22 protein-coding genes and 1 pseudogene are annotated in these 26,680 nt (G+C 48.7%); 4 read left to right on the top strand and 19 right to left on the bottom strand.

Annotated features, from left to right (window positions below; all coding sequences use genetic code 11):
* Nucleotides 1-21 precede the first annotated feature (21 nt).
* The 9 genes from ACQ5DJ_RS08685 to ACQ5DJ_RS08725 all read right to left on the bottom strand — a co-directional run bounded on the left by ACQ5DJ_RS08685 (nucleotide 22) and on the right by ACQ5DJ_RS08725 (nucleotide 9,471).
* Nucleotides 22-717, bottom strand: a complete 696-nt coding sequence (locus ACQ5DJ_RS08685; RefSeq protein ID WP_429842092.1) for an iron-dependent peroxidase — start codon at nucleotides 715-717, stop codon at nucleotides 22-24.
* Nucleotides 708-1,985, bottom strand: coding sequence for a normocyte-binding protein (locus ACQ5DJ_RS08690; RefSeq protein WP_429842093.1), 1,278 nt, complete (start codon nucleotides 1,983-1,985; stop codon nucleotides 708-710). Before ACQ5DJ_RS08690 ends, ACQ5DJ_RS08685 begins: the two co-directional genes overlap by 10 nt.
* Entirely contained in the window at nucleotides 1,982-3,817 is a 1,836-nt protein-coding gene (locus ACQ5DJ_RS08695; protein WP_429842094.1) for a serine/threonine protein phosphatase, read from the bottom strand. The genes ACQ5DJ_RS08690 and ACQ5DJ_RS08695 overlap by 4 nt, the downstream gene beginning before the upstream one ends.
* A gap of 20 nt (nucleotides 3,818-3,837) precedes the next feature.
* On the bottom strand, nucleotides 3,838-4,677 hold the full coding sequence (locus ACQ5DJ_RS08700) for a PP2C family protein-serine/threonine phosphatase (RefSeq protein ID WP_429842095.1): 840 nt from the start codon (nucleotides 4,675-4,677) through the stop codon (nucleotides 3,838-3,840).
* A 5-nt stretch (nucleotides 4,678-4,682) separates the two neighbouring features.
* Nucleotides 4,683-5,213, bottom strand: coding sequence for an FHA domain-containing protein (locus ACQ5DJ_RS08705; protein ID WP_327948879.1), 531 nt, complete (start codon nucleotides 5,211-5,213; stop codon nucleotides 4,683-4,685).
* A 71-nt stretch (nucleotides 5,214-5,284) separates the two neighbouring features.
* Nucleotides 5,285-5,839, bottom strand: a complete 555-nt coding sequence (locus ACQ5DJ_RS08710; protein WP_429842096.1) for an FHA domain-containing protein — start codon at nucleotides 5,837-5,839, stop codon at nucleotides 5,285-5,287.
* A 332-nt stretch (nucleotides 5,840-6,171) separates the two neighbouring features.
* Nucleotides 6,172-6,624, bottom strand: coding sequence for a J domain-containing protein (locus ACQ5DJ_RS08715; protein ID WP_429842097.1), 453 nt, complete (start codon nucleotides 6,622-6,624; stop codon nucleotides 6,172-6,174).
* Between the two features lie 102 nt (nucleotides 6,625-6,726).
* On the bottom strand, nucleotides 6,727-7,152 hold the full coding sequence (locus tag ACQ5DJ_RS08720) for a hypothetical protein (protein WP_015892720.1): 426 nt from the start codon (nucleotides 7,150-7,152) through the stop codon (nucleotides 6,727-6,729).
* Between the two features lie 150 nt (nucleotides 7,153-7,302).
* A complete protein-coding gene (locus tag ACQ5DJ_RS08725) occupies nucleotides 7,303-9,471 on the bottom strand; it encodes a transcriptional regulator (protein WP_106834274.1) in 2,169 nt (722 codons plus the stop codon).
* A gap of 549 nt (nucleotides 9,472-10,020) precedes the next feature.
* Here ACQ5DJ_RS08725 and ACQ5DJ_RS08730 point away from each other — a divergent pair.
* The gene (locus tag ACQ5DJ_RS08730) at nucleotides 10,021-12,060 is read left to right on the top strand and encodes a VWA domain-containing protein (RefSeq protein WP_429842098.1); all 2,040 of its coding nucleotides are present in this window, start codon (nucleotides 10,021-10,023) and stop codon (nucleotides 12,058-12,060) included.
* Here ACQ5DJ_RS08730 and ACQ5DJ_RS08735 read toward each other — a convergent pair.
* Nucleotides 12,041-12,967, bottom strand: coding sequence for a serine/threonine protein kinase (locus ACQ5DJ_RS08735; RefSeq protein WP_429842099.1), 927 nt, complete (start codon nucleotides 12,965-12,967; stop codon nucleotides 12,041-12,043). The genes ACQ5DJ_RS08730 and ACQ5DJ_RS08735 overlap by 20 nt on opposite strands.
* Nucleotides 12,968-13,067: 100 nt before the next feature.
* Between ACQ5DJ_RS08735 and ACQ5DJ_RS08740 the strand changes: the two genes are divergently transcribed.
* Nucleotides 13,068-13,439 (top strand): VOC family protein, encoded by a 372-nt coding sequence (locus tag ACQ5DJ_RS08740; RefSeq protein WP_392429161.1) that lies wholly within the window; start codon nucleotides 13,068-13,070, stop codon nucleotides 13,437-13,439.
* Here ACQ5DJ_RS08740 and ACQ5DJ_RS08745 read toward each other — a convergent pair.
* Complete coding sequence (locus ACQ5DJ_RS08745; RefSeq protein WP_429842100.1) at nucleotides 13,420-14,649, bottom strand: MDR family MFS transporter; 1,230 nt, start codon at nucleotides 14,647-14,649, stop codon at nucleotides 13,420-13,422. The genes ACQ5DJ_RS08740 and ACQ5DJ_RS08745 overlap by 20 nt on opposite strands.
* A gap of 148 nt (nucleotides 14,650-14,797) precedes the next feature.
* On the opposite strand from ACQ5DJ_RS08745, the pseudogene ACQ5DJ_RS08750 reads away from it, so the two are divergent.
* Nucleotides 14,798-16,649, top strand: a pseudogene (locus ACQ5DJ_RS08750) (ABC transporter substrate-binding protein).
* Between the two features lie 270 nt (nucleotides 16,650-16,919).
* Here ACQ5DJ_RS08750 and nagA read toward each other — a convergent pair.
* The 8 genes from nagA to ACQ5DJ_RS08790 form a co-directional block, all read right to left on the bottom strand.
* On the bottom strand, nucleotides 16,920-18,089 hold the full coding sequence (gene nagA, locus ACQ5DJ_RS08755) for an N-acetylglucosamine-6-phosphate deacetylase (RefSeq protein ID WP_429842101.1): 1,170 nt from the start codon (nucleotides 18,087-18,089) through the stop codon (nucleotides 16,920-16,922).
* A 45-nt stretch (nucleotides 18,090-18,134) separates the two neighbouring features.
* The gene (locus ACQ5DJ_RS08760; RefSeq protein ID WP_429842102.1) at nucleotides 18,135-19,214 is read right to left on the bottom strand and encodes an NAD(P)H-dependent flavin oxidoreductase; all 1,080 of its coding nucleotides are present in this window, start codon (nucleotides 19,212-19,214) and stop codon (nucleotides 18,135-18,137) included.
* A gap of 14 nt (nucleotides 19,215-19,228) precedes the next feature.
* Entirely contained in the window at nucleotides 19,229-20,266 is a 1,038-nt protein-coding gene (locus ACQ5DJ_RS08765) for an NUDIX domain-containing protein (protein ID WP_429842103.1), read from the bottom strand.
* Between the two features lie 204 nt (nucleotides 20,267-20,470).
* Nucleotides 20,471-21,502, bottom strand: a complete 1,032-nt coding sequence (locus ACQ5DJ_RS08770; protein WP_429842104.1) for a FecCD family ABC transporter permease — start codon at nucleotides 21,500-21,502, stop codon at nucleotides 20,471-20,473.
* A 2-nt stretch (nucleotides 21,503-21,504) separates the two neighbouring features.
* Nucleotides 21,505-22,560, bottom strand: a complete 1,056-nt coding sequence (locus ACQ5DJ_RS08775) for a FecCD family ABC transporter permease (RefSeq protein ID WP_429842105.1) — start codon at nucleotides 22,558-22,560, stop codon at nucleotides 21,505-21,507.
* 132 nt (nucleotides 22,561-22,692) lie between these two features.
* Complete coding sequence (locus ACQ5DJ_RS08780) at nucleotides 22,693-23,958, bottom strand: helix-turn-helix domain-containing protein (protein WP_429842106.1); 1,266 nt, start codon at nucleotides 23,956-23,958, stop codon at nucleotides 22,693-22,695.
* Entirely contained in the window at nucleotides 23,946-24,281 is a 336-nt protein-coding gene (locus tag ACQ5DJ_RS08785) for a hypothetical protein (RefSeq protein WP_429842107.1), read from the bottom strand. The genes ACQ5DJ_RS08780 and ACQ5DJ_RS08785 overlap by 13 nt, the downstream gene beginning before the upstream one ends.
* A gap of 129 nt (nucleotides 24,282-24,410) precedes the next feature.
* Nucleotides 24,411-25,385, bottom strand: a complete 975-nt coding sequence (locus tag ACQ5DJ_RS08790; RefSeq protein ID WP_429842109.1) for an ABC transporter substrate-binding protein — start codon at nucleotides 25,383-25,385, stop codon at nucleotides 24,411-24,413.
* A gap of 275 nt (nucleotides 25,386-25,660) precedes the next feature.
* On the opposite strand from ACQ5DJ_RS08790, the gene ACQ5DJ_RS08795 reads away from it, so the two are divergent.
* A complete protein-coding gene (locus ACQ5DJ_RS08795; protein ID WP_429842110.1) occupies nucleotides 25,661-26,608 on the top strand; it encodes an ABC transporter substrate-binding protein in 948 nt (315 codons plus the stop codon).
* Nucleotides 26,609-26,680: the final 72 nt, after the last annotated feature.

The following is a 26,680-nucleotide window of genomic DNA, read 5'->3' on the forward strand; positions in this document are numbered from 1 at the left end:
GGGTCAATCGGTCAAAAACCTCTAGTACAGTGCAACACTGTCGATTTGCATCGTTTCCTCGACACCCAAAATGCCGAAATGATTTCGCCAATAAATCTCTGTATGGAACCGAACCGGTAGAAAAATATCCTTGATTAAAGCGAGCTTCGCATGTGCCGTTTCACTTTCCGACTGCCCGACGTAAATCAGCAGTTCATCCTTTTCTTCGCAATTGGCGTAAATGGTAGAGTGAGAGAAAATTTTGCGCATCGTATCCTTGAGCAGATACACGGCTTCACCGGTCTCATACAAGCGCAAAATATTGCCCGCGATAATCTCTCGCTCCTCTTTGGTAAAAAGTCGGATATTTTCCTGTACCCGACTGCCGAACAGCCCTGCTTCCAAGTCGCGCAATACAAAGCGGATGTGATATTCACGCTTGTTCATCCCTTGCGACAGATCAATCTCAGCCAGCAAATGGATGATGATATCAAACAAGGTATGCCGAAGCTCTGCATCGTCCGAGTAATTCGCGTCGAAAAGGTCACGGAAAATATCATCGAAGCGGTAGTACGGATTGACTTCTACAGTCTTGTCCACCGTTTTGGCGTTGATGGCCTCATGACTCAGTTCCATGTAGGGCGAATACACTTTGGCCGCTTGGAACTGGATGTCTTTTTGGGCGATCCCGACGCGTTTTGCTCGAATAACCAAATCCCAGATGTAATTCAAGCCCATTCTCCTTCACACTTGTATTCCGGAAAATACATCTGAACCTCGGAGACGAGGAAGCTCATCATGTCTTGGAGAAGAAAGCTGTTCGCCCCGCGTCTCCGAAAGCCGAGAGCCATGATCTTCTTGTCGTTTTCTACACGGACGTTATCGCTAATGAACGGATTCAAGCCGTACGTAGCGGGAAGGCGATTGTTTTTGTCCCGAATCTCCACATTCACTAGCTCCAATTGTTCAGCGGCTTCAAAGGAATGGACGATTCGGATAATCTCTCCTTTGGCCCGTACGGTCAACGCCTGCTTCCGCGCATAGCTCCCAATAAAGCTGTTCTTCCGACGATTGGACACCAGTTCGTAATCCAGTCTTCCGATTCGGGTCGTGACAGGCTGTGTAATTTTGCATACGTTCCAAACTCCCGACTTCTCCTGAGGCGAAACAATCGTCAGCTCTTCCGGCGAACGCTTGATGTAGCGGATCAGCTCCTCATCCCCATCTACTAAATACCCGTGCTCACTGCCCGTCTTGCGTAACGACAGGACATGCTCGAAGTTCACCCGGTCAATGGCAGGTACAGGAAAGCCGATGTTTTTTAAAGCCAATCGCTCGATGTTCCACAACGGGATCACGTCCAGCTTTTTGTAAGGCTCCCACTCATCGAGCGTAATCGACATTTCCAGTATCTCTTCGTCTTCTGTAAACGTGCCCTCACAGGCAACCAGAATGACATCGAAAAACTTGCTGGCGTAAGGGTGATTCACCGTTTTCCACGGCATCCCGTTCTTTTGAAACATGTTGTACAGCTTTTCCAGCTCATCCATATACACACGACTTTGTTGGAGGCGCACCTCGATTGGATAGTGATTGCCTGCCGTGGTCAGACGACCCTTGAAGGTTCGCTTGCTCATCATCAGCGCCTGTATCTTGTCGTACTCACACTCTAAAAAGATCGTCATCATGACCGCTTCTTCCTGATTGCTGAGCTTGACCGCCAACTCTTTGCGATCACATATCTTCTTCTCCTCATCGCCAGGGATCATCGGGTACAAATACTCATGGATCGGGTCAAAATCATCGCGATGGCAGAGGGTCACGTATATGTCAAGCTTATCTTCCTTGTCCTCGATCTCAGAAAAAACACGCTCCTCCAGCTTCTTCTGCATCTCCTCCTGATACTCGACCAGGTTGAGGAAGACACCGTTCATGATCTGCTTGAGCAACCTGCGTTGTTCAAGCTCCTCCATTTTGTTCAAGCGATCCAGTACGATCTCTTTCATGGCGTTTTCGCTGCCTCCTCCTGTGTCGGATTGGCTGTAGCTGGTGGATTAGCATGTGGTGGCTGAACTGGCTGAGTCACCGGAGCTGTCTCGGCTGGCGGGACTGCTTGATTGGTCGGCGCAACTTGGGGCGCCGGAGCTGGCTGATACGTTGGAGCCACCGGATTCGCTGGGACTGTCTGGTTAACTGGGGCCGTTTGGATAATCGGTGCCGTCTGGTTAACTGGTGCCGTTTGATTCACCTGAGCTGCCGGAGGTTGGCCTGCTGGAGCACCTGCCGAAGGTGGAGCAGCAGGGGGATTCAGCTTCTCCTCTGCCTTTGTCACCTTGCGCTCCATCGCCAAAACTTTTTCCAGCACACCAATCTCCTGATAAATTTCCTGCGCCTGCGTATACGATTGGATCGCTCCCTCGAAGTCTTGCGCCGCATAGCTCTCGTCGCCTTGCTTCTCCAGCTTGTCGCCGTCGAGCGTCTTCTTTTCCTTATCAATGCCGGTCTTTTTGGAAGCTACCTCGTCCAGCTTGGTGCGAAGCTCCTTTTCTCCTGTTACAAAAGACGTTTCCAACGCCAGCTTGCGCGCCTTTTGGTAATAGGCTTCTGCACCAGCGTAATCCTGCGCCTCAAACAAGAGATCGCCTTCCTTTTTCCATTGCATGACGAGTACATACGATTGCGTCTTTTCTTTCTTCTCCAAAATCTCCGCTTGGTTAAAATCTTCGCGCCCTTTCATTTCCTTGAGCGCCTTGTCGTACTTATCCAATGCTTTGGCGAACTGCTCATCTTTTACAGCCGTATCTCCATCCACGATCAGCTGTGTAATGCGGATTTTTTTCGCCAAGAGAGCAGCCTGAACTTTGTTTTTAACGATATTTGCGGCATTTCGGGCATCGCTATACGATTTGAGTGCTTTCGGATAATCGCTCTCCGCAATGAAAGCGTCTCCGGCTGTTTCATGCTCGAACATCCCTGTCGCAGCATCCGCGATGCGCTCCGCTTCTTTCATTTTGAATAGCAAAGCCCCGCCTCCAGCCAAGGCAAGCACGAGAAGGATGAGTGCCACCCGTTTGATTATTCGCCATTTTTTTTGCGGGTCTGTCTTGAATACTTTGTTCGCAAAAATAGCGGCTGCCGTGTAGTTTTGAACGACATGCTCTTGCTTGCTCAAAACCACGTCTTCCAGCGTATCGATCCATGTTTCAGGATCTGTCGCCTCTTGAAGCCCGTCCTGCATTTCGGCCGGATTCACCTTCTCCCACAGACCCGGAGTGGCAAGCAGAAAAACATCACCGTCATACAGCGGAAACTTCTTGGAGATAAACGGGCGAAATTCATTGGGTGTCCCCAAATAACTCAAGAGATTATGTCGCTCCTCATGCTGATCAAGCGCGTCCTCTGCAATTTCCTCCCCATCCACCATCTGTTGGGCAAGACTCTGATCCTTGCTCTGCCATTGCAATCGGCCATTGCGAAACTGATACAGCCGGGTGTTACCAGCGACACCGTACCTCACTCTGGCATAGTCCGTTACGATTACTGTCAAGCTCGCCTTTAGTCTGACACGATGGCTTTCGGCTTGCAGGACACGATGGGCCTCCTGCAAATAGCGGCGAATGCGATAACGCGAAATGGACGGCTTCTGCAAAAAGTAGCCCAGAACGCTTTTGGCCGCCAGCTCTGCACTCTCCACTTCCTGATCGTTGTCCAATCCGCGGGCGATTACCCAGCACGCAATATCATCCAGCTCGGCGTAGGCAAAGTAATCCTTGTTGCGAACGAAGCTGCCTGATTCGGATAGAAACCCGGTAATGAATTCACTGTTGTCCTTTCTCATTCGTACTACCCGCTCCCCCGTTACCAGCCTTTTTCCAGGATGAGAATGGTTGCGTTGTCCTGATTGGCTTTTTGCTTGCTTTCCACCGCTTCAATGATTTGGTCAGCCGCGTCATGGGCAGCGATTTTTTGGAACAAAATCTGCTCGAGCTCCATCTCGGTTAACGTATCGTAGACGCCGTCACTACACAGAATGACCTTGTCTCCCTGCTCAAGCGGAAACGGCTCGCGTCCTATTTCAATATTTTGAAAGTTGTCGTAGCCCAAGTAGTTGATCAGCTGTTTTTTCTGCGGATGCTCCAACGCCTCGTCCTTCGTAATCTCGCCGGACAGAAAGCGCGCCTCCAGCACCGACTCATAAATGTCTTTTTGATTGATCGGAATGAATTCTCCATTCCGGAAAACGGTAATGATACTATCTCCAACTGCTCCCCAGTACAGCTTGTCCTCTACGATTACGCCAGCGACCAGCGTTGTTCCACCCCGACTTCCTCTCAGCGCCTGCAAAATCTCCGAATTGGCAAGAGAAGCAGCCCGGGAAAAGAAGAGAGACATGTGCTTCGGGTTGTCCAGCTTTGTAAATTCGCGGATAAATGTAGTCACGGCAAGCGTTGAAGCAAGTCTGCCGTTAGCCAGTCCACTGATTCCATCAGCCAAGACCGCAATCGTCCCATGAGACGATGTTGCTGTAGAAAAGTAATCATCCTGTTCTTCTCGTCTGCCGATCGTCTGTCCATTTCCGATCTGGATGACAGGATTCTTTTCTTGCCGGATCAAAGCTGCACGTAGACGAAACAAAAGAGTAATGGCAATGATCACGCCAAGGACGACCAGATAGGGGATTGCGCCCTGTTGAAACATGCTCATCATTCCTTGCCTTTGTTGGAGTTGTCCCACTCGAAGTGAACACCGCATAGCGGGATGAAAATAAAGGTACTCTTTCCGAGCTGAAGCACATCGTACGCAGTAAGCTCGACTGGTGTGTACACTGCTTCATTGTTATGATAGGCAAGCCCCGACGCATCACCCGGGAGCAAGTAAAAGTTGCGTTTTTTCGGATCGTAGACAATTACCGCATGATTGCGGCGAGAGATCGTATTGTCTCCAACGATCCGGATATGCATGTCCTCTGCGCGACCGATGAAGTTCTTCTCCGCCATAATGCGGTAATCTTGACCTTGCTGCGGCCCCTCAATACATACCAGCCATCCGGTAACAGGCTCAATCCCTTCTGTTTCTCCCAGGTACGGCATCGTCTTATCGTCTTCTGCCACTCTCGCTGGTGCTTTGTTGTCAGGTTTTGCCCCAGGCTCAACGACCATACTGCAATATGGGCAGGTACTTCCGTGTTTTCTGGTGCTAAACATGTGACCATTCGCGCATCTTGTCAAACTCATTCTTCTGCTCCCCCGTTTCGTTCCGTGCAAGGACGATATGTATGTGTGTAAAAGCGCTGTTTACCCCGTTGTTATTTCAGCAACAAGCGGGTATTGGCTATGTAAATGATGTCGCCAGTCTTGACTTTATGCGGCTGTTCAATCTCCAGCTTGCTCTTGTCGCGTTTGTTCGGCTGCTTGATGCCTGTGCCGTTTTTGGAATGAATATCCTCGATGAACCAGTTCCCGGACGCTTGGTTCAGAACCGCATGCTGCTTGCTGATCAAGGCAGCGTATTCCGCGTCCGCCAAGTCGATGTCGACCTCGTTTTGCGCAGAGCTTTTGCCGATCACAAGGGATGTCTCCCCTTGGATGAGCCACTCCTTCACGCTCTCTCCCTCTTCATCTAATAGAACCAGTTTGGTGACGCCATCCTCTTTCTTTGGCTCCGGTTCGTCGGGGCTTCCGAATTTGACGATAATGACCCCGAACAAAAAGAGTCCGAAGGCAATTCCTGTAATAATCTTCAGAGTGTTGCTGTCCGTATAACCAAAGACATAAATGAGTGCACTAATCACAAGAATGGAAATCAGCAGCTCTATGAGCTTCACTCTGATGGACTTTTGGTATCCTTTTTTTCTCGCCACATCTTTACCCCCAATCAACTACCTCAAAATGCTCTTGTTCAAAAATTTGTCTTTTCAGCACCGAGAAAGTTACGTGAACCTGAAGAAGGAGGAGCGCAGTGTAGGGGACCTACATGAGCACCGGACTTCAAAGGTGAACGTAAATTTCGATGCCGAATTAACTTCGAGAATGACTTCGTGATCAAAAGACGAATTTTTGAACTTCCTATTAAGAAAAATGCTCCGAGCTTTGGGCGAATGGTGTATGTATGGACATCCATCCAAAGACAGGAGCAGGTTGCTACTACCTCTATGTCATGAAAGAGCTGTCATCCAAGCCCGATTTTTCCATCTTATTTTTTCTTCATTCGGAAAAACTGTTCAAACATATCCGTTGTATCCAGTGGATTTTTCTTTTCGGATTTCATGGTGTTTGGATTAATCTCACCTGTCTTCGGATGAAAACCAAAAAATCGTTCAAAGGTGCTCCCCAAATCTTCGAAGTTCACACCCTGCGCAGACTGTGCTTGCTGTTTGCTTTTCCCTTGTTTTGTGCTATTTGTATGACTGGTCTGTTGTTGTTTCTTCTGCTGAAAACCTTCATAACGCGCGTCGTACGCCTCGCGCAAGGCCGGGTCCTGCAATGTCTGATAGGCCTCGGTAATTTCTTTAAAGATTCGCTCTGACTCACTGCTCCCGGCATTGACATCCGGATGATGCTGCTTTGCCAGCTGACGGTATGCTTTTTTGATGTCATTCGTGGAAGCTTGTTTGGTTAGCCCCAGAATCTCGTAATAATTTTTCATGCATGCACCCTCTGTCTGGCATTGGTTTTGGTTATTTTGTAGAGCCGTACCTCGAACACGGCTTTCGAGGTACGGCTCTTCCTACCTTACTTCGCTCAAAACCTAAACAGCGTAGCCGCCTTCGATTTTGGTGAATTCGGTTTTGTCTTTCTTTTGCTTGATGAAGATGCTGAATGTTCCTACACCCTCGGTATCGCCAAAGCTCTCGTTGTAATCTACTACGAATGCGTTCGGGAAGTAGATTTTGCGGATCACTTGATCAGCAGCGATTACTTCCAGTGTAACTTTGCGGTAGCAATCCGCTTTTTCTGCTGGTACCAAAGACCAGAGAGCCAGCTTCATGGTGTCATCCGCGCTGTCACCATCTGTTGCAGTGATGATTTTGCCAGTCAGTCTCAGTGTTGCACCCACATCTGTGGAGCGCGCGTTGGAATCGTCTGGCGTGTCAGTGTCGTACTTTACTGTCTGAATGTTGTCCATGCCCAGCTCAATTGTTTCAGAACCTTCTACTTTGAGTCGAAAACCCATGTATAAAACCTCCTTGAAATGAAATCTTGCTCTCGAAATACCTGATTGGCTTCGAGGCTTATGTGTAAGGGTGCGTTTTGGGAAACACACCTCTAACCACCTGCGTAATGTGTCAAAAATTTTCATAAACAGCTCTCCAGGGGATCAATGCTATGCTTTGACCGGAGTCGTTCCTTTGGTGATGGTGACCTCCAGATTTTTCACATTGCCGTTGAACACCAGATCGATATGGCACAGATTGCTCTTGTCATCGATGATGTAGCTCATGTCATCCCCATCGTGAATGATGGAGTTCACGAAGCCGCGTGTGCCCAGCCATTTGCTTTTTTGGCTGCTCGGATTGTTACTGAAGAACTTCACGATGTTGTCGTGTTTGAAATCACCAGTCTGGAAGCGGAGAATCCGCTCGATATAGGTGCTGACCAGTGTTTTGTAGATGGAATCAAAACCGTCCTCTGCCATAGCGAGGCTGCGTGCCTTGTACACCGTAATGCGCTTGATATCTTTGCCTTGGATTTGTGCATTTTCCGAAGAGAAGACGAATCCAAAGTTTTTGCGGTTAATGGAATCTTTGATGTTGTTCGTGAAGCCAGAGATTTCTTTGGCCATTGTGGTGATAGCGCGCAGTCCATTTTCACCTGCTTCGATGTCAAAGCGCACACCCGGATATTCGCGGCTAACCACTTTAAATGTCTCACGCAAGTACTCTGGACACTGGTACGCTGCCACGACACCCGCAGCTACATAGCTGGCACCGACATAAACACCCTCGATCCACAGCTTCAGGATGTCTTCTTTTTCCTGGGACAGCTTCACGCCGTCTTCGGTTTGCAGCATTCTGCTGTCGATGACAACTCCTGATTTATCTTTCGGAATAATCGTGAAGTTCGGAATGCTCGGGATCGCGAATTCACTGAATTCTTTGCGCACCAGGATTCCGCACTTGTCGATGTATTTATCAATACCTGCAGTCGCCATGCTGTTAAAGGTCGTTTCTTCACCTGTACTGAAGCTGAAGAACACTTGTACCTTGAAGTCCTTGACGACTTGGAGCAGCATGGTGAGCGATTCCATCGTATTGCCGTCCTGCTTGACGACTTTTTCGTTCCCACGGAAACGCTCGCGAGTCACTTGTGCTTTTCCGGCGGAATCCATATCAACAGATGGAACGATTCCGAACCAGATCGTATCCGTGAAGTCGTTTTTCGCGTTGACCGTGTTCAGGTAAGTCTCCAGACGTGGAATGTTGCTGGACTTCACGAGCATGTCGAGCTTCGTATTCGTGATCAGCATCGCTGGCTGCATGCCTTTGTTCTTGGTCACGTACTGATCGAAGAACATCTTCACGCCCAAAATTTTCTCAACCAAAGGCTTCACCGTTTTTACGAAGTCGTCCTTGGCGTTTTTGTAAAACTCCAGATACGTATTGTAGTTCTGTACTTCTGTCTCAATGTTGACTTCGGTATGCACCGTCGGCAGCGGGCAGAAGGTGCGCACCACGAGATCTTTTACATAGGAGGATGGCGTCTCTGTGATCGACTCGTAATCCTCTTCGAAAACGTTCATCAGCCCGTTTCCGCTGTTTTCATCGAGAACCATCAGCTCGCGGCTGTCACTCTTCGGTGCCTCGATGATCTTCAGTTCTCCATCTTCCCCAATCGTCAGCATCCCGATCTGAATCGCTTCGGATTGGTTCTCTTCTTGTGCGCCGCCCAAGAGCAGTCGTGTTTTGATATCTTCAATCGCCAGCGGCAGCATCGCCATGACGTTGTTGTAGTTTTTGCTGGCATCCTCGAACATCGTGTTCAGCTTGTCACCGAGATCGAGCTTCTTCGGATCGCCATCATCGAGCTTTTCGTAATGACCGTACAAGTAGTGAATCTCTTTGCGCACCTGACGGATGTCATCCATCACTTTTTTCGGGGAAATCATATCGAGCAAATTCTCGAATTTGAAATCCACGTTGGTGATTCCTTGGCTGCGCTTCGTATCAATCAGGGTAAACAGCATTTTCAAGAAGTCGTTGCTCTGATCGATCTTGATCTCGGAAATCGCATCCTCTGCAATTCCGTCAGGCTTTTTCAAGGTGTACATCACTTTTTGGTTTGCTGCATTGTAGAAGGAATACACGCTCGGGGAGAACTTGTCCAAAAACTCATCGAAGCTGCGCACGAGGAGGTGCTCGTTGATCTCCTTGATCTTGTCGTCACTGAGACTGTCGATGCCTTTTACATCTCCAACAATGGTGATCAGGTCCAATTTTTCCGGGTTGATCTCTTCGAACAGCATGGTTCGGTTGGTCTGGTTAATAATGTCCATAAATGGCCCCTTTCTGTTGTCTGCATAACCACTTAGTCCTACTTGATAGATGATGAGTCCTACTTCTCGAAGGAAGATGAAAATCGTGACATTTATACCAAAAACAAGCAAAAAAATCTTGCCTCTAAATTAAACGTAGCCCGCATAATTTGTCAACATTCCTCAGATTGCGACAATTTTCCTATACCCCGAAGACCATTCTCAGTATTTAGACCCATTTTATTCCACGAATCTTCCTTTTCTTGGATTCTCGTTTTATGCTGAAGACACAGAGTCTCCTTTCCTAGTTCTTCGAAAAAATGGTGATAAGCACAGCCTTGTCCACTCTCTTACTAGGAAAGAAGCACAAGGACTGATAGATATTTCTCCCTAGTTGCCGCTGGGGAGTATTATACATTCCCCTCATATTTACAAAAATGGGTGTTATTAACTTTTATATACATCGGCAATACGTAACCGATCTTTTATACGAACAAACATTTATAGGTAAATCGTCCCATTTTAGTAAGGTATGAACTTTTAAAATTTTTTTCAGAAAAAGGTGAATGTATGTACAAAAATCGTCAGTCAACCCTCTCTCTGCCGCCACTTTTTCGAATGGTGGTCATTGGACTGCTCCTTCCCATGCTCTTCTTGTCCGCCCCTCTTACTGCCGGGGCAAATGGAACAGCAGATGCGGGAGTAGACGCGGTCTTTGTCATTGATACGAGTAATTCCATGAACAAAACGGACCCTGGCAAAACAGCCGCAGAGGTCATGAGTATGTTCATTGATATGAGCGAAGCCACGCGTACCCGCATTGGCTTTGTCGCTTATAATGATCGGATTGTACAAGCTCAATCACTATCGAATATGGCCGAAGCAAGAAATCGGGAACAGCTCAAGCGAACCATTCAAGGGTTGCGTTACTCTGGGTATTCAGATTTGGGACTCGGGTTGCGCAGAGGGGCAGATATGATTGAAAAAGCAAAGGACCCGGCTCGCAAGCCATTTTTGATCCTTCTGTCAGACGGGGGAACAGATTTGCGGCAAAATGCGGGTGGCAGGAGTTTGGCAGCATCCAACAAGGACGTGGAGACAGCTATCGCAAAAGCAAAAGCGCAAGGCTATCCGATCTATACGATTGGCCTCAATAGCGATGGCTCCGTCCAAAAGGATCAATTGAAAAAAATCGCAGAGGCAACAGGCGGAACTTCCTTTGTCACACAAAGTACGGATGATCTGCCCGAAATCTTCAACCAGATTTTTGCCAAGCATATTCAATCACAGCTCGTGTCAGTGGCGGCCATGACAGCTACCGGTGGCTTGCAGGAAGTGACCGTTACCATTCCTAACAGCAGCATGCAGGAAGCGAACATTATCCTATTGTCGAACAATCCGCTACTGGAATCGCAAGTGTACTATCAATCGCAAAATGTGCATTTTATGAAATCAAAAAAATACTCCCTGATGAAAATAGAAAAGCCGAAGAAGGGAAACTATCTCGTAAAATTCAGAGGCAAACCCGGGGATTTGGTGAAAATCAATTTACTAGGGAATTACAGCTTGATGGCTGGTGTAGAGGTCAAGCCTGAACCTGTGATCAAAGGGAATCCTGCTACGTTTACTACCTATCTCCACCATCTGGATGGTGGCAAACGACTGGATGACAAGGATGTGTACGCATCCATGCAAGCAGAACTGATCGTAACCGATCTCGTGGGGAAAAAAGAAGAAAAGGTCCCGATGAAGAACCTTGGCGATAGCTTTACAGTCGACTACGTCTTCCCTCACACGGGCAAGTATGAGTGGAGAATTTTTATGAATGGCCCGGACTTTTATCGCGAGACGGCTACGAGCGTTTTTGATATCACGAATATCGCGCCTGTTGCTGCCTCGGTAAATACCTTGACGATCGAGAAGGAAAACGGTGAGCAGGCTATCGATTTGGGTTCGTTCTTCACGGATGCCAATAACGACAAGCTGACCTATACCATCGTCACCGCTGATCAAGACGAACGATTTGTCGCTACGATTCAAGACGCGGCTCTAAAGCTCTCACCAGAGAAAAGTGGCACATCAGAAATCACCATCACCGCCACGGATGCGGAAGGAGCAAGTGTCACAGGACCGCTCGTCATTACCGTGCACTCAGTATGGGATCGTTACATCACCATCGGCATGATTGTGTTGCTCGTAGCAGCGATCGGCTATGGTGTTTACCTGCTTACACGTCCCAAACCTGCCTTTGCGGGTCGTCTGGAGGGGTATTTCCTGCACACGGCAAGCGGCAATGACATCCCTGTCAAGTTTTGGCCTCTCGCCTCCTTGGGCAAGAAACAGCGGATTACGTTGCAGGACCTATTCACCAGTTTGGATGTAAATGAGCATTTGCCCGAAGCGCAGAAGATTTACTTCCAGCCAGGAAAAAATCAGACACTGCTCTTGGTCAATCATAGTCACTGCACAGTTGAGCGGGGCAAGGAAGCCATGCCCCGACATAAAAAGCTCGTCCTCCAATACAACGACAAGGTGTATGTGACCTTCGAGGATCGGATGACCGAGATCGAAATTCGCTTTAAGAAAACGTCTAGTGAGGAAGCTTCCTAAGAGAGAAGCGCGCCTTTCCCTTCCCAATCAGATGCTCCGCACGAATCGCTGTCGCAAACAGTTTGAGTGTGGGGCATCTTTTTTTCGAGTCGACAGCCAATCCCCACATAATGACATTCGCCAGGAGAAGCGGAACCTCAGGGTTGATCGTTCGAAGTGATGGCAAGCGATCCTCAATCACTCTTGCCGCCACATCAATGGGACGCTCTTTGGTCAGACAGTAATACAGCGTGGCAGCCAGACTGTAAATATCCGAGATTACTCCTTGCTTGGATTGACCCGAGTAAAACTCAAGCGGTGAATACCCTTCTGTCGTCACAATCGGCTTAGGTTCATCACTCACGAAATAGATCGCGGAGCCAAAATCGATCAGCATAGGCTGACCAGCTTCGGTGACTAAGATGTTCTTAGGCTTGATATCGCGATGAATGATGCCTTTTTTGTGCAAATAGTCCAATCCGTCAAATACCGGAAGTACCGTCTGATGCAAAAATGCTCCCAGATCAAGCTCGGCTTGGGCTAATACATATTCATCCAGCGTCTTCCCTTTACAATACTCCACGACGAGATAGCCTGTGCCATTTTCGGCAAAATGGTCGATGTACCCGATGATAGTTGGATGATTCAGTTCTTCGTGCAGGGCCGCCTCTTGCCAAAAGCTGTCTAGCAGCATATCGAATTTGGTTTGTAACGACGGTCTGCGACAAATGACCTTCACGTGATCCAAATCTCGCATAGCTAATGCTTGAGGGAAAAACTCTTTGAGAATGAGTGTCCGCTTGCTTTTCATATGGTAGACCACATACACATTCGACAGCTCACTTGTGGAAATGGTCTTTTTGATCCGATAAGCTTTTTGCAGGATTGTGCCTTTTTTCAGACCTCTTTCCCGTTCTACCTGTCCCATGTCATGGCCTCCCCTATCTTTCCTCTCAAAAAAAATGATAACGAAAGATGGGGGATTCTGGCAATATAAAGAAAAAGTATAGAGAGGGGAATGATTGATCATGGCACATTTGGAATCGTTGCTTCACGTACAAGTTCCCGTGAAAAATTTGGAAGAGGCCATTGTCTGGTATTGCAATCACCTTGGCTTTTCCTTACAGGCGCGGTATCGTACTTCCGCTTTTCTTGCTCTGTCTGCGGGGCCCACCTTGATGATATGGGAAACGGATGAGCAGACGTCCACAACCTTTACCGTTGATCATCAACCCATGCCTGTCTTTTTGTACACCACTTCCGATGTGCATGCACTCCATGATTATTTGCAGGCCCATGAAGTCTCGATTACCCACTACCAAAACGATGGCTTCGGATGGGTGCTCAAGTTTTTTGACCCGAGCGGAAACATGTGGGGAGTCATCCAGAAGAACAACTAACTTGTGAAGATTTTTCACAGCTTTTTCTTTGATGTTGCTGCTGCTCCCATAAGTACTGGCCGCGTTGATAGAACGGAAGCGCGATAAAGGTCAACAGCATGAGGATGGCGAAGATGATCGGCCCTTGTCCAAAGCCGAGTACCTGGAGCAACACCCCGCCGATCCACGCACAAACACTCTGTCCGAGGAAGGCAAAGCCGCTGGCGCCGTAATACGCTCCACGTAAATGCTGGGGAGCGATCTCCCCGATCAGGATATCTCCGACGACAAAGCACAAGATTTCGCCGATCGTAAATACCACCATCGACACGGAGAGCCAAAACAAATTCGTAAATAGCCCGAAGCCGAACAGCCCCACCCCAAACAATAGGCAGCCCAGCTTCAACGCAGTCATCGATGAGTACCGCTTCATAAACTTCGCGAGCGGATATTGAAGCGCTAAAACCGAGATGGTATTCACTACAAATAAAAAGGAATACGCCTCTATCCGATCATGTCCAATGTACTGAGAGAGTGTGGTGTCCAGATGTGAGTAGGCCCCAGCAACGAACAAATTCCCGAGCAACAAGTAAAGAAATACTTTGTCTGTAAAAACAATGCGTGCCATCTGATTCATGGTGACCGGATCAGCAGCCACGTCCTTCTTCAGCTGTTCCTTGAATATAACCATAAATACTACCAACAATGCTGCGTACACGGCAAAAATGATGGCTGTAACGAGGAATGGCAACAAAGATGTGCTTCCTGCGCCTAGTTGCAAACCGATTAACGGACCGATTGCTCCACCTAGGTTGATCGCGAAATACCTGGCGTTGAAAACAGCTGCCCGCTGATCATCCGACGTGACATCTGCCAAAAGGGCTCTGGCTGTCGGCTCAAATACGTTTCGAAAAAGGCCGTTGCAAGCACTTAAAACAAAGAACATCCACGTCTCCGTCGCAAAAATGAATCCGATCAAGACGATGCTCCAAGCTCCCATCGCAGTGATCATCACTGGATATCTGCCCAATCGGTCTGACAGTGCTCCCCCAGCAAAGCTGCTAATCGTTCCGACCAGCAAGCTAAGTGCGAGGATCGAGCCAACGATCGCCGGATCAATTCCTTTTACCTTTCCTAAATAAATGCCCAAAAACGGAAGCGTCATAAAAAAGCCTGTGCGTGACAAAAAGGTTCCGATAATAACACCCCATGCCACCGGATGAAATCTCATTCTCCCCATCTCTCTTTCCCATTCCCGTTTGTTATCTCTCGTGTTATCTTCAGTATATGGAACTAGAAAAAGGGGAAAAAGGGTTCGATTTGATTGAATTCGATCACCTTTTTGAGCATGCATTTTTATCTGAGAAATGGGGGCCTGCATGGTTACCGTTCTGCATTTTTTAGAGCTTCGTTCGTTTTTTCATCAAGAAGAACTCAGGAAACCGTTCCCTGTCACCATCGAAAAGCTGGCTGGGATTTGGCACTGTACGCCTCGCTACGCCAAGCTGATTGTCCGTAAGCTAGTCGAGCTAGAATGGGTCGAATGGAAGGCGGGACGCGGCCGAGGGAATGTCTCAGTCATGACACTTCATGCTGATTCCGATGAAATTCTCCTCGCCGAGGTCAAGCTGCAAATAGACAAGGGAGACGTCAAAGAAGCGATGGAGCTCATGAATCGCTACGGCAAAGCAGACGTCAAAGACCAGATCATGGATTGGCTCTCGGAAGGAATGGGCTTCTTACGCCACTCAGTATCGAATCGTTCCCAAGATATCATGCGCTTTCCGGTGTATCGCACGATTGTGACGCTGGACCCTGGTCACGCTTATTATCACTTCGATGCCCATTTGGCGGGACAGATATTCAATACGCTCGTCCATTATGATCAGAACAGTCGATCTATTTTGCCTTCCATCGCCCATTCTTGGGAAAGCAGCCCAGATGCAAAGCAGTGGACCTTTTATTTGAAAAAGAACGTGCTTTTTCACCATGGACGGGAATTGACTGCCCATGATGTCGTGTTTTCCTTGAATCGACTACGTTTTCATCCAGATACGTATGAAGCAAGCTGGATGTTTCGTGACATAGAACTGATTGAGGCTATGGACCAGCGAACCGTACGCATCCTGCTAAAAGAACCGAATTACTTGCTGATGCGGCTATTGGCAACGATTCCTTCAAGCATTGTTCCAGAAGAAATCGTTCGGCAGGATGAGAAAGGCTTTGGAGAAAAGCCAATGGGAACCGGCCCCTTTCAGCTGACCCGCCTTGACGAGGGGATCTGTATTCTAGAGGCATTTCCAGCTCATTTTCTCGAGACCGCAGTTGGATCGTGTGGAAATTTTGATCTTCCCCGAGTTGGATATGGGGCGCCTAAAGGAACCAAATTGGGCGTCAGTGATGGTGTCGCACGGGGTCCAGTCGAAGGCACAAGCATTGAAGGAGGTCGTTATTCAGGACGGACAGGACTGGTGCGATAAGGAGGCGTTTTTTTCCTGCTGCAATTTGCTTGTTTTTAACCAGTGGAAGCGCGGCCCGCACAATCACCTCAAATTTCGCCAAGCACTTGATCAGCTGATCGATCGGGATCAAATGATTAACGATTTGGGCGGTGATCGCATCTACCCTGCAAAGGGCTTCCGCACGTATCACCCTGTTTTAAGGGAGGTCAGAGCGAGAGAGAACGAGCAGCTCTGCCATGCTGAAATTATGTCCCTGCTACAGGAAAGCAACTATCAGGGAGAAACATTACGTCTCGTGACCACAGCCTACCATGAAGAAGATGCGCTATGGATTCAACAACGATGCAGCGATTATGGCATTAATCTGGAAGTCGCCGTGAGAGAACCATGGGAGTTTTCGAATCGCGATTGTTTGCCTGAACATGACTGCCAGTTGTACGGCAATGTATTTAGCAGCGATCAAATTAGCGAGCTGGAGATGTATTTGCAAAGAAATTACTTTCTCCCCGCGTTCGATGAAGCATTGGCTCGGGCGATCAGCAACGAGATTTGCTTGACGTTTCAGGAGCCAGACCGGCTTGCTCGGGAGCACCATCTCGCCAGGATCGAAGCCATGATCAAGGAAAACTATGCTGTCTTGTATCTAGTTCAGAAAAAGACCCTTACGTCATTTCACAAGTCTCTACGAGGCGTGTCGATCAATTCGTCGGGCTGGTTGGACTTTCATAAAATATGGTTTCAACCGAATGTGGTGCAGCAGCAGTTGTAAGAAGAAGCTGTGGAGGGGGAAGAAGGCGTTATGAAAGTTCTCCCTGAGTTGACGATCATGAACGGTGTAAACCAGGCAGAAGACAAAAGCTGTACGGAAGTCCTGTCACATGTTTGGAAGGAGACCGCCCGATCGTAGAGAGGATATAGGCGACTGGAAAACATGTGGCAGGGCTTCTCCCCGACCACAACCGTTCGAGGACATCTTTATTCTTTCACGCTAAAAAAGCAATCCAAGGTCGACCTTGGACTGCTTTTTTCAAATAAGAAACTACTTTGACTGCTGGTAAACTTCTTTACCTGCTACAAAAGTCATTGTCACGTCAAATTGTGTATTCAAAACCGTGATATCAGCATCGTACCCTACTGCTAGACGCCCTTTTTTCTCACCCATGCCTAGGATGCTTGCTGGTGTTAAGGAAGCCATTTCCACTGCATCTGGCAAAGAGACACCGCTCAGCGTCACCATGTTGCCAACCGCCCGATTCAGCGTCAGGATACTTCCAGCAAGTGTTCCATCTGCGAGCTTTGCCTGATTGTCGTGGACGTGAACCTCTTGTCCACCAAGGTCGTACGTCCCTTCGCCCATCGCGGCTGCCCGCATGGAATCGCTGACGAGAGCAAGACGTTCAGCCGTTTTGACCCGATACAAAATCTTCATGACTGCTGGATGCACATGGATGCCATCTGCGATCAGCTCTGTGCTCAACTGCTCATGATACATCGCGGCGCCCACTACACCCGGCTCCCGATGATGCAGTCCTGTCATGGCATTGAAGCAATGTGTAAAATGGCGCACGCCCGCATCTACCGCTTCCGTCGCTTGGGCAAACGTAGCGCCTGTATGTCCAGCAGACACGATGACATCGCGTTCTTTTAACCATGCAATCGCTTCAAGTGCTTCCGGTTGTTCAGGCGCAATCGTCACGACCTTGATCAGACCTTCAGATAGCCCGTAAAGCTTTTGCACGGCATCGAGCTTGGGAATCGCGATGTTTTCTTCTTTTTGCGCTCCCTTGTAACGAGGATTGATCCACGGACCTTCCAGATGGATGCCGATCGCTTGTGCCCCCGGAATCCCTTCCCTGCTGTTCTGCGCGATGTTTACCAGCACCTGCTCCAATTGATCATAAGGAGCCGTCATCGTCGTCGCCAAAAAAGACGTCACCCCATGCCGCGCGAGCGCAGTCGAGATGGCCTGAAGTGATTCCGGCGTCCCGTCCATCGTGTCGTAACCGTCAATCCCATGCATGTGCATATCGACGAATCCAGGGCAAATCCAGCCATCCTCTACGGTCACCACATGATCTGGCAAAGCTTTTCCATACTCATCAGCCTTGCCAGCGTAGGTTATCGTTCCATTTCCCACGACTACGAGACCATTATGCAATTCCTGTCCATCTGCGACAAGTTTCCCCTTGAGAGCGTATTCCTGGTTCACTTTGATTTCCTCCGTCTTTCGCGTGGCTTTCTTTGTGCATTTATTCTACTGGGATTGCCCCAGATTGCTGCAAATCCTCGTCGTCTCCGCTGCCAGCCTTTCAACGAGCTCACTCGCGCTGATTTCCCGGCTGAGTGGAGCTGCCTGCCCTGCCCACATCGACATGTACGCACTTTGCTGCTGCTTGCCCGCAGCTGCTCGAATGTCTTTGGTCAGGGCATTTTGTACCGGATAGGTCGGGAGCTCGTGATCAAGTGGGGCGAGCGTTGTCATAAACTCATTTTGAATGCCCCTTGCCCATTTTCCAGAGAAAGCACGTGTCATCACGATGGACTCTTCGCTCGTTTCCAAAATGGTCTTCTTGTGCAGGGCATGTGCTCCGCTCTCCTTGCACGTCAGAAAAGCCGTTCCGAGCTGCGCCGCCTGTGCCCCGAGCGCGAGTGCTGCTGCGATCCCTCGCCCATCCATGATCCCTCCAGCCGCGATTACGGGAATCTTTACCCGATCCACGATTTGCGGGACGAGCGCCATTGTTCCAATCATATTGCTTGGTGAATCCGGCAAAAAGGAGCCACGGTGCCCGCCTGCTTCGCTGCCTTGGGCGGCAATCATATCGACTCCGCTCGCTTCCAATGTAATCGCTTCGCGAACGGTTGTCGCTGTTCCGATGACAGTGATTCCCCGCTGCTTCAACTCTGCCATCAAGCGATGATCCAGGACACCGAAGGTAAAGCTGAAAACGGCGGGCTGTTCCTCCAAGACGACAGCCATCTGCTCAGCAAACGGCTCTGTAAATTGCGTCACATCTGGATTGAGCGGGATGCCCAATCGATCTCGCACATCATTCATTGCCTGGGCAATGCTTTCTGCTATCGGCTGGTCGGCATCGAAATCTTCCGGAATAAACAGATTCACGCCAAACGGTTTGTCTGTTAACGCCCGAATGGACTTGATCGCTTCACGAATCTGCTCAGGAGACATATACGCCGCACCGAGCGTTCCGAGTCCCCCTGCTTCTGAGACAGCGGCTACCAGGGCAGGTGTGGTCGCCCCCCCTGCCATTGGCGCCTGAATAATCGGCCATTTTAAATGTAAACGCGAAGTGAAAGGATTACTTGTCCACATGGTTTTCCACTCCTCTATATTTGTTTACTAGTTGATGGGTCGTCGTTGCGAATCCATTCAAGAAACTGAGCCAGCACCCGGGCAGTTAACCCCCAGATGACACGCCCGTCCACCTCGTAAAACAAATGCTCGACTGTCCCTTTTCGCCACGGATATCGCTTGCCACCCGGGATCAGATGATAAGGAAAATCCTCTTCGGGCTCGGTCATGACAGAGGAAAGATACTTCGCTGGCTGTGTTGCCAACAGCCGATCAAGCGGAAGGATAAAGACCTCTCCGACCTCGTCTGGATTCGGCTTCATATCTGGAATTCCTTCCACGTATCCAATATAGGGCGTAATGATAGAAGAGCCTGGCCCAATTACCTGATCCAGTTCGCCTACAAAATGAATCTGATCAAGTGGAATACCCAGCTCCTCGCTTGTTTCCCGAGCAGCCGTCGCCCAACGTGATTCGTCGCTCTTCTCAGCTCGCCCTCCCGGAAAACAAACCTCATTCGCCTGTCGCCGCATGGTGCTGGCTCTTTTTTCAAATAAAATGCCGAGCTGGTTGTCAGCCACTTTGACGAGCGGGAGCAAGACACTATATGCGCCACTCGTCCCTCGTTCACGTTCTTGCAATCTCTTGGAAATCTCCTTGATGGCAGGAGCAAGGAAAGCCGCCCCTGATTCCTGTGGCAAGTACTGAGAAACCTCGATCAAATTATGGTCCGGATCACGCAAATACACCGAACGAATCGGCCCAATGGCACCTGTTTTTTGAACAGGTCCTTCCACCACTTGGACGTCGCATGCATGAATATGCTGGATGACTTGCTCTAGTGGAAGCGATGTGACAAGACATAGATCAGCGGAGCCTGTAACTGGATGCATCGCTTTTGGCTCCCATTCTTGTCCGCTTTGATGCAAATTGATTTTTTGCTGGCCGAAGTGCAGGGCCTTCCTGCCATCGCCAAAGGTTACAGCCTTCATTCCCAGGACTTTTTCGTAAAAGTGACAGGTTGCTTCGATGTCTTTTACCGTCAAAACCAAGTGGTCGAATCGATCGATCATATGCCTTTACTCCTTCTCGTCCCGATACATGCTTATGCTGTTATTATAGCAAACACAAGGCGGTTGCTTCTCCCCCTCATTGTCCTCCAACATTTCCCCCTTTTCAATTCCAAAATTGACTGATCTCCACTTCGCTGTATACAAAAACGAGCGTCTTCCTCGTAACTACACGGGAGAACGCTCGCCAAATCACAACTTGCGAAACTATGCTTTTGAACGTGCCAGCAAGTACAAGAAATACGGAGCACCGATAACAGCTACAACAATACCAGTCGGAATCTCTGACGGCTGCATGATCCAGCGTCCGATGGTATCAGCCACGATGACCAATAGCGCACCCGCCAGCGCTGATGTAGGCAAAAGCATCTCATGCTTTGGCCCCACTAGTCTGCGGGCCAAATGCGGACCGATCAACCCGACAAAACCGATGCCTCCACTCACTGCCACGCAGGAAGCAGCAAGCCCGACTGCGGCAGCCAGCAGCTTCAATTGCTCTTTGGCAACGGGTGCACCCAAGCCTTTCGCCAACTCTTCTCCCAAATTGAGCACGTTCATGACACGTGCTTTGTAAAAAACATAGGGGATTAAAATGGCGATCCAGGGCAGCAACGAAAGAACGAACTTCCAGTTGGTCCCCCAAATACTACCGGCGAGCCAAGTCGCCACAAACTGGTACTTATCCGGACTCAGCTTCAGCGTCAAGACGATCATCGCGGCACTCATCCCAGCCGCTACGGCAATCCCCGTCAATACAATCCGTGTCGGAGACAATCCCTTGTGTCTCTTATATGACAATACGAAGATCAGCGCTGCTGTCACGCTGGCTCCAAACAAAGCCAGCACAGGCAGCAAAAAAACAGGTGCGGCAGACGTAGATGGATAAAACGAAATGAACAGCATCACCATCAAGCCAGCACCAGCGTTGATCCCTAAAATACCGGGTTCGGCCAATGCATTGCGGGAAATCCCTTGAATAATACACCCGGATACCGCAAGTCCTGCCCCTATCAGGAGAGAGATGACAATCCGCGGCAAGCGGAATTCAAACAAGATCAAGCTTTGTTTGTCTGTTCCAGAACCGATCAGCGTCATCAGCAGATCGCTTGGTGACAACCGTATGTAGCCTGTGTTCATACTGATAATAAACGCGATGAAAATGAGAATAGCGAGTATCGTCATAACCGCAAAGGCTTTATTTCTTTTGCGGGTTTGGTAATGGGAAACAATATGCTGCATGATTACATCTCCCTTCTTTCTTTACGCGCCAAGTAAAGGAAGAACGGTACACCGATTAGCGCAATAAGTGCCCCTAACGGCGTCTCATACGGCGGATTTACCATTCTTGCGGCCAAATCGGCGAAAACGACGAGCAAGCTGCCCAAAATGGCTGAACAAGGAATGATCCATCGGTAATCGACCCCAACCAAAAAGCGGGTCATATGCGGAACGATCAATCCAACAAAGCCTACTGCCCCAACAACGGCAACTGCTGATCCAGCCAAAATAAGAACGATGATCATGCCTGCCAGTTTCACTAACGCCGTGCGCTGCCCCAATCCTTTTGCTACATCTTCACCAAGACTGAGCATCGTGATAGAACGAGACAGCATCATGGCACCAATAAGGGCTGCGAGAATCCACGGAAACATGACTTCGAGCTGAAACCATTTGGTTCCCGCCACACCGCCTGCATACCAGAAGGCCAAATCTTGTCCAATTTTAAAGTAAAGGGCAATCCCTTCGCTTAACGCAGACAATAGTGCGGTCAATGCGGCACCCGCCAAAACGAGACGCACGGGAGTCAAGCCACCTTTTGCCAAGGAACCAATCCCGTAAACCATACCTGCCCCGATGCCAGCACCTAAAAAGCTGTAGAGAATCAGGTACATGAACGGCAGACCCGGGAAAAAAGCGAAGCATAATGCCAAAACAAACCCGGCACCTGCGTTCAAGCCAAGCAGTCCAGAGTCTGCCAGCGGGTTGCGTGTCATCCCTTGCATGATGGCACCTGCAACAGCTAGACTGGCCCCGACCATTGCACCACCGAGTAGGCGCGGCAAACGAATCTCCTGAATAATTTGGTGTTGCGTAATATCAGGATTAAATTGAAAAATAGCTTCCCATACGACTGCAAAGTGGATGTCGGCTGCTCCAAATGACACAGACAAAAACATCCCTAGTATTAATGCGAAAACTCCGCCGGTCAAAATTAGCGTTGCTGCCCAAGGGCGAGAGCGAAACGCAACCGGCTTTTCGTTATTCCCCTCTTTCAGGGAATGTGCGTGTTGACTCATACGTGCCACCTTTTTTCGTTAGTATGGAGCTGAGTTGTTTTTTGGTGATATTGATTCTTATTATCATAATAGAATTTTAGGCGATGCATGAAAACAGTGTCAATGGACAAACGCGCACTTATCTTTGTACATTTAGGCTAATACTTTCAAGACATCATCGACCTTTTTCCCGTTGGCGATCACACCGTGATTCATCCAGGTCATAAAATCCACCTGGTACGCCCGCTTGCTTTGGACAGCACGAAGCGCTTGCCACACCGGATGGTTGAGCTGTAGCTGTTCGGCACCTGGTTTTCCCTGATGCCATTTGTCAAAGGCGAAAAAAATATGATCAGCATCCAGCGTAGACAACTCTTCCCACGATACCCCTTCTCTCACCTGCTTGGCAAATTGCTTTCTTACCAACAAGGCCGGCTCCATTTCCAAATCTTGAAACAACACCTGCGATGTGTAGTTTTTCTCCACTAGGATTTGATCGGCTGCTATGCGCAAGAAGGCTACCTTCTGCCCTTTGAGACTGCCCATTACATTTTTGGCAGCTCTTACTTTTTGTTCATACTGCTCGATTGACCGTTCTGCCAATTCACTTCTGCCCAACCGATCGCCGAGGGTGCGCAATGTTTTTCTCCACTCAGGACCGAACTGCCGAATCACGCATGTGAAGGCAATTCGGGCACATTTGGCATACGCATTCTCCTTCCAGCCAGTACATTCCCGAAGCATAATGACATCTGGAGCACGACTGGACAAAAGCTGCACGTCATCTGTCAGCACATCGTAGGTCGGTACATCATGCAGGCCCAAATAATCCTGCTGCCCCCAATATGTATGCGCCCATTGAACAACGGGTCGAATGCCAAGAGCCAGCAAATAATCCTCCATATAAAGAGAGACGACTCGTAAATCATCCCGATGAATGTTGCGATATTTTCCTGGCGCGAGCCCTACACTCTGCTTAAAGCGACGATTGAAATAATACTCGCTGTTGAATCCGACATTTTGGGCAATCTCGTTGATCCGATCACCCGTCATGAGCAGTATCTGCTTCGCCTGATTCATCCGCAGCTGATGGATGTAATCTAGCGGAAGTTGTCCTGTCATTTCTTTGAAAAGCTGTGTATATCGCCAACGTGCAACATGCGCTTCCTCTGCCAGCTGCTCTACGGTCAGCGGCTCCTGGTAATGCCCCTCTACATACGCAATCGAACGTTCAACAGCCCTTTTCGGGTCCAAACTAGTTTTGCCTGGCACATTTTGCTGGGCCAAAACGCATAGCAATTCCTCAAACCGCACGTGATTAAAAAATAGTTGCAGCGCCTCCGTGGCATCGCGATGCTTGTAAACCTCCGCAATCGATTCAACGACACGTGAAAAAGGCGTGCAGGTCAACTCCCCCACACAGAAAAAAGCCTCGGAAGCTTGTTCTTTCGTCGGAGCTCCGCGTGGACGACACGAAAAGTCAGATAATAATAGTCGAGAACATGACTCGTGCAACTGATCCGAACGTTCTGACGCGGTGCTGCAATCCAGCAACGCTCCCGAGTGAACCGATATGTCGATGATTCGATTTCAATGAGCCCTTCTCCGTCTGTTGCTACAATCATCGTGTAGTCTTCCGGCTCTTGATAGTCCTGCCATTTTTCCACATTTACTTTTTGGATGGCCGTCATTGAGAAAAATAATGGTGGAGATAGCTTGGCCCCGGATGCTTCGTTATTCATCTCCCTCACCCTTCTCGTGAGAATGATTATCATTTAATATTATAATGAGTAAACATCCCGACGACAAGCTCCACAAATAAAAAAGAAAACGCATCAACCGATATGACGCGCTTTCTTTACTGAATTCGATTACTTAACAAACGCTTTGACCAAGTCGTCTGCCTTCTTCATATTGGCCAGCATGGCACCGGATTGCCAATGTGTCCGCTCCATTGGGTAGACATGACCTTTCTTCACAGCAGGAACAGATTTCCAGATTGGGCTCTCCAAAATCTTGAGCGCATCCTTGTTTTCTTCGGAAGTCCACGTGCCGTTCGACGGAAACACAATGATATGGTCTGCATCAATAGCCGGGATAGCTTCTTCTGATAATACTACGTGTGTTTCTTGATTTTTGGCAGCGGAATATGGCGTAAGACCCAACTCCTTATAGAGCATGCCTGTGTAAACATTGCCATCTCCGAAAAGTGCCAAATTCGGCTTATTTCCCACGTTCAAACGAATGACGGCTACCGTTTCATTGCCAATCGCCTTTTCCAGCTTTGTTTTGGTATCCGCAATTTTCTCATTGTACTTTTGGATCGCTTCGTCTGCTTTTTCTGGAACGCCTAGCACCTCGGCGATTTTCTTGAGTCTTCCAATCGTGTCGTTACGGAGTTCATCCGGCAGCTTGTACGTAGGAGCTACCTTGCTGAATTCCTCATATTTCTTGGGATCAGCGTAGCCATCTACAATGATGATATCCGGATTGGCTGCAAGCAATGCTTCAATACTTCCTGTAATATCAAAAAGCGGCACGTCCAGCCCGAGGTAATCCTGTTTGCCCCATGCCGGGTGATACCACTGGACAACCGGGGTCACACCCAATGCTGTCAAGAAGTCCTCCTGATAAATAGCAGCTACCCGCTGTGGCTTTACCGGAATCTCTACATCGCCATAGGCGTCTTTCACCACTTTGGTTTTCGCAGCGGTGTTCTCTGTCGATGCTTTCTGCTCAGTTGATGTTGGCTCCGCTGCTTTTTCTGCACACGCAGCTAACACGAGCATCATGATCAATAATAATGCCATCCATGCCAATCCTGCATTTCGAACCGTTCTTACCATCTTTCTACCCTCTCTCGCATCTGTTGATGATTATCTAAATTGATTCTCATTCTCACTATTTGCATCCTGATCATATGTGTTTACTCGCCATCTGACAATGCATTTTCTCCATTATTTTTTGTCCAAACTCCACAACTGTCCGTGTGAAATCCTTTCCTTTGTACAAAATCAATGATGGCTATCTGGCGTTTGTCCATTGAGCTGCTAAGCTATATCTGATAATGATTATCATTAGATAATAAACAGATTCAAACGACTACTGGAGGAAAATAGAAATGAAACACATGCACATCATGACCGGAACGCTAGGAATCTTCATACTGGCTGGCAGCTTGCTCATTGGATGTAGTCCATCCGCTTCAGAAGTAACGAGCAGCGAGGCAAGTCAGAAAAGCCAGACGCGTCCATATACTGATTATCTCGGGCATGCAAGCATCATCCCGGTCTCCCCTGCACGAATCATCTATTCCGGTGAGACATTTGGCGATATGCTCGCGTTGGGCGTGAAGCCAATTGGGGGATTCGGGTACACCAACCAAATCTTTGAAGACCAACTGCACGATGTCGAGAATGTTGGTTTTCCCATTAACCTCGAAAAGGTCCTGGAATTACAGCCCGACCTGATCATTCATGCAAATACCGAAGAAAAAGAATATGAACAGCTAGCCAAAATCGCCCCAACCGTCATTTTTGATACATTCGCGCCATTGGAAGAGCGAATGACCCAGCTCGGCGATATGATTGGGAAACCGGAAGCAGCCACCAAATGGCTTGCCGATTACAAGCTCAAATCGGAGGAGATGTGGAAGAAGCTGAAGGAGTCAGGCACCATGAAAGAAGGAGAAACCGCCTCTGTCTTTACCTATTATCCGGGTGATCGGCTGTTTGTCATGGCAAGAACAGGGCTTTCCCAAGTCCTCTACGATACAAACGGATTCAAGCCCACTGCGCCCATCCAGGAAATACTCGATGCACAAAAAGGATTTGAACTCATCTCTGTGGAACGTTTGCCCGAAATAGCGGGAGGCCGTATCTTTATTCTGAATACAGCGAGCGAGGAAGCTGAGAAATCAACGCAAGAGCTGCTAAAATCACGCATCTGGAAGGACCTCCCTGCTGTTAAAAACGGATATGTCTACTTTATCGACATCGAAAAATCTAGCAGTGATGCGACAACAAGAGAATGGCTCCTGCAAAGGATTCCTGAAATCCTGGCGAAGTAATCCATTATGTCCGCCCGAATGAAACATGAGAAGCTTTTCAACAATGATTGAAAAGCTTCTTTTTTTTGTATA

This window comes from Brevibacillus sp. FIR094, assembly GCF_050477165.1.
Classification (GTDB): domain Bacteria; phylum Bacillota; class Bacilli; order Brevibacillales; family Brevibacillaceae; genus Brevibacillus.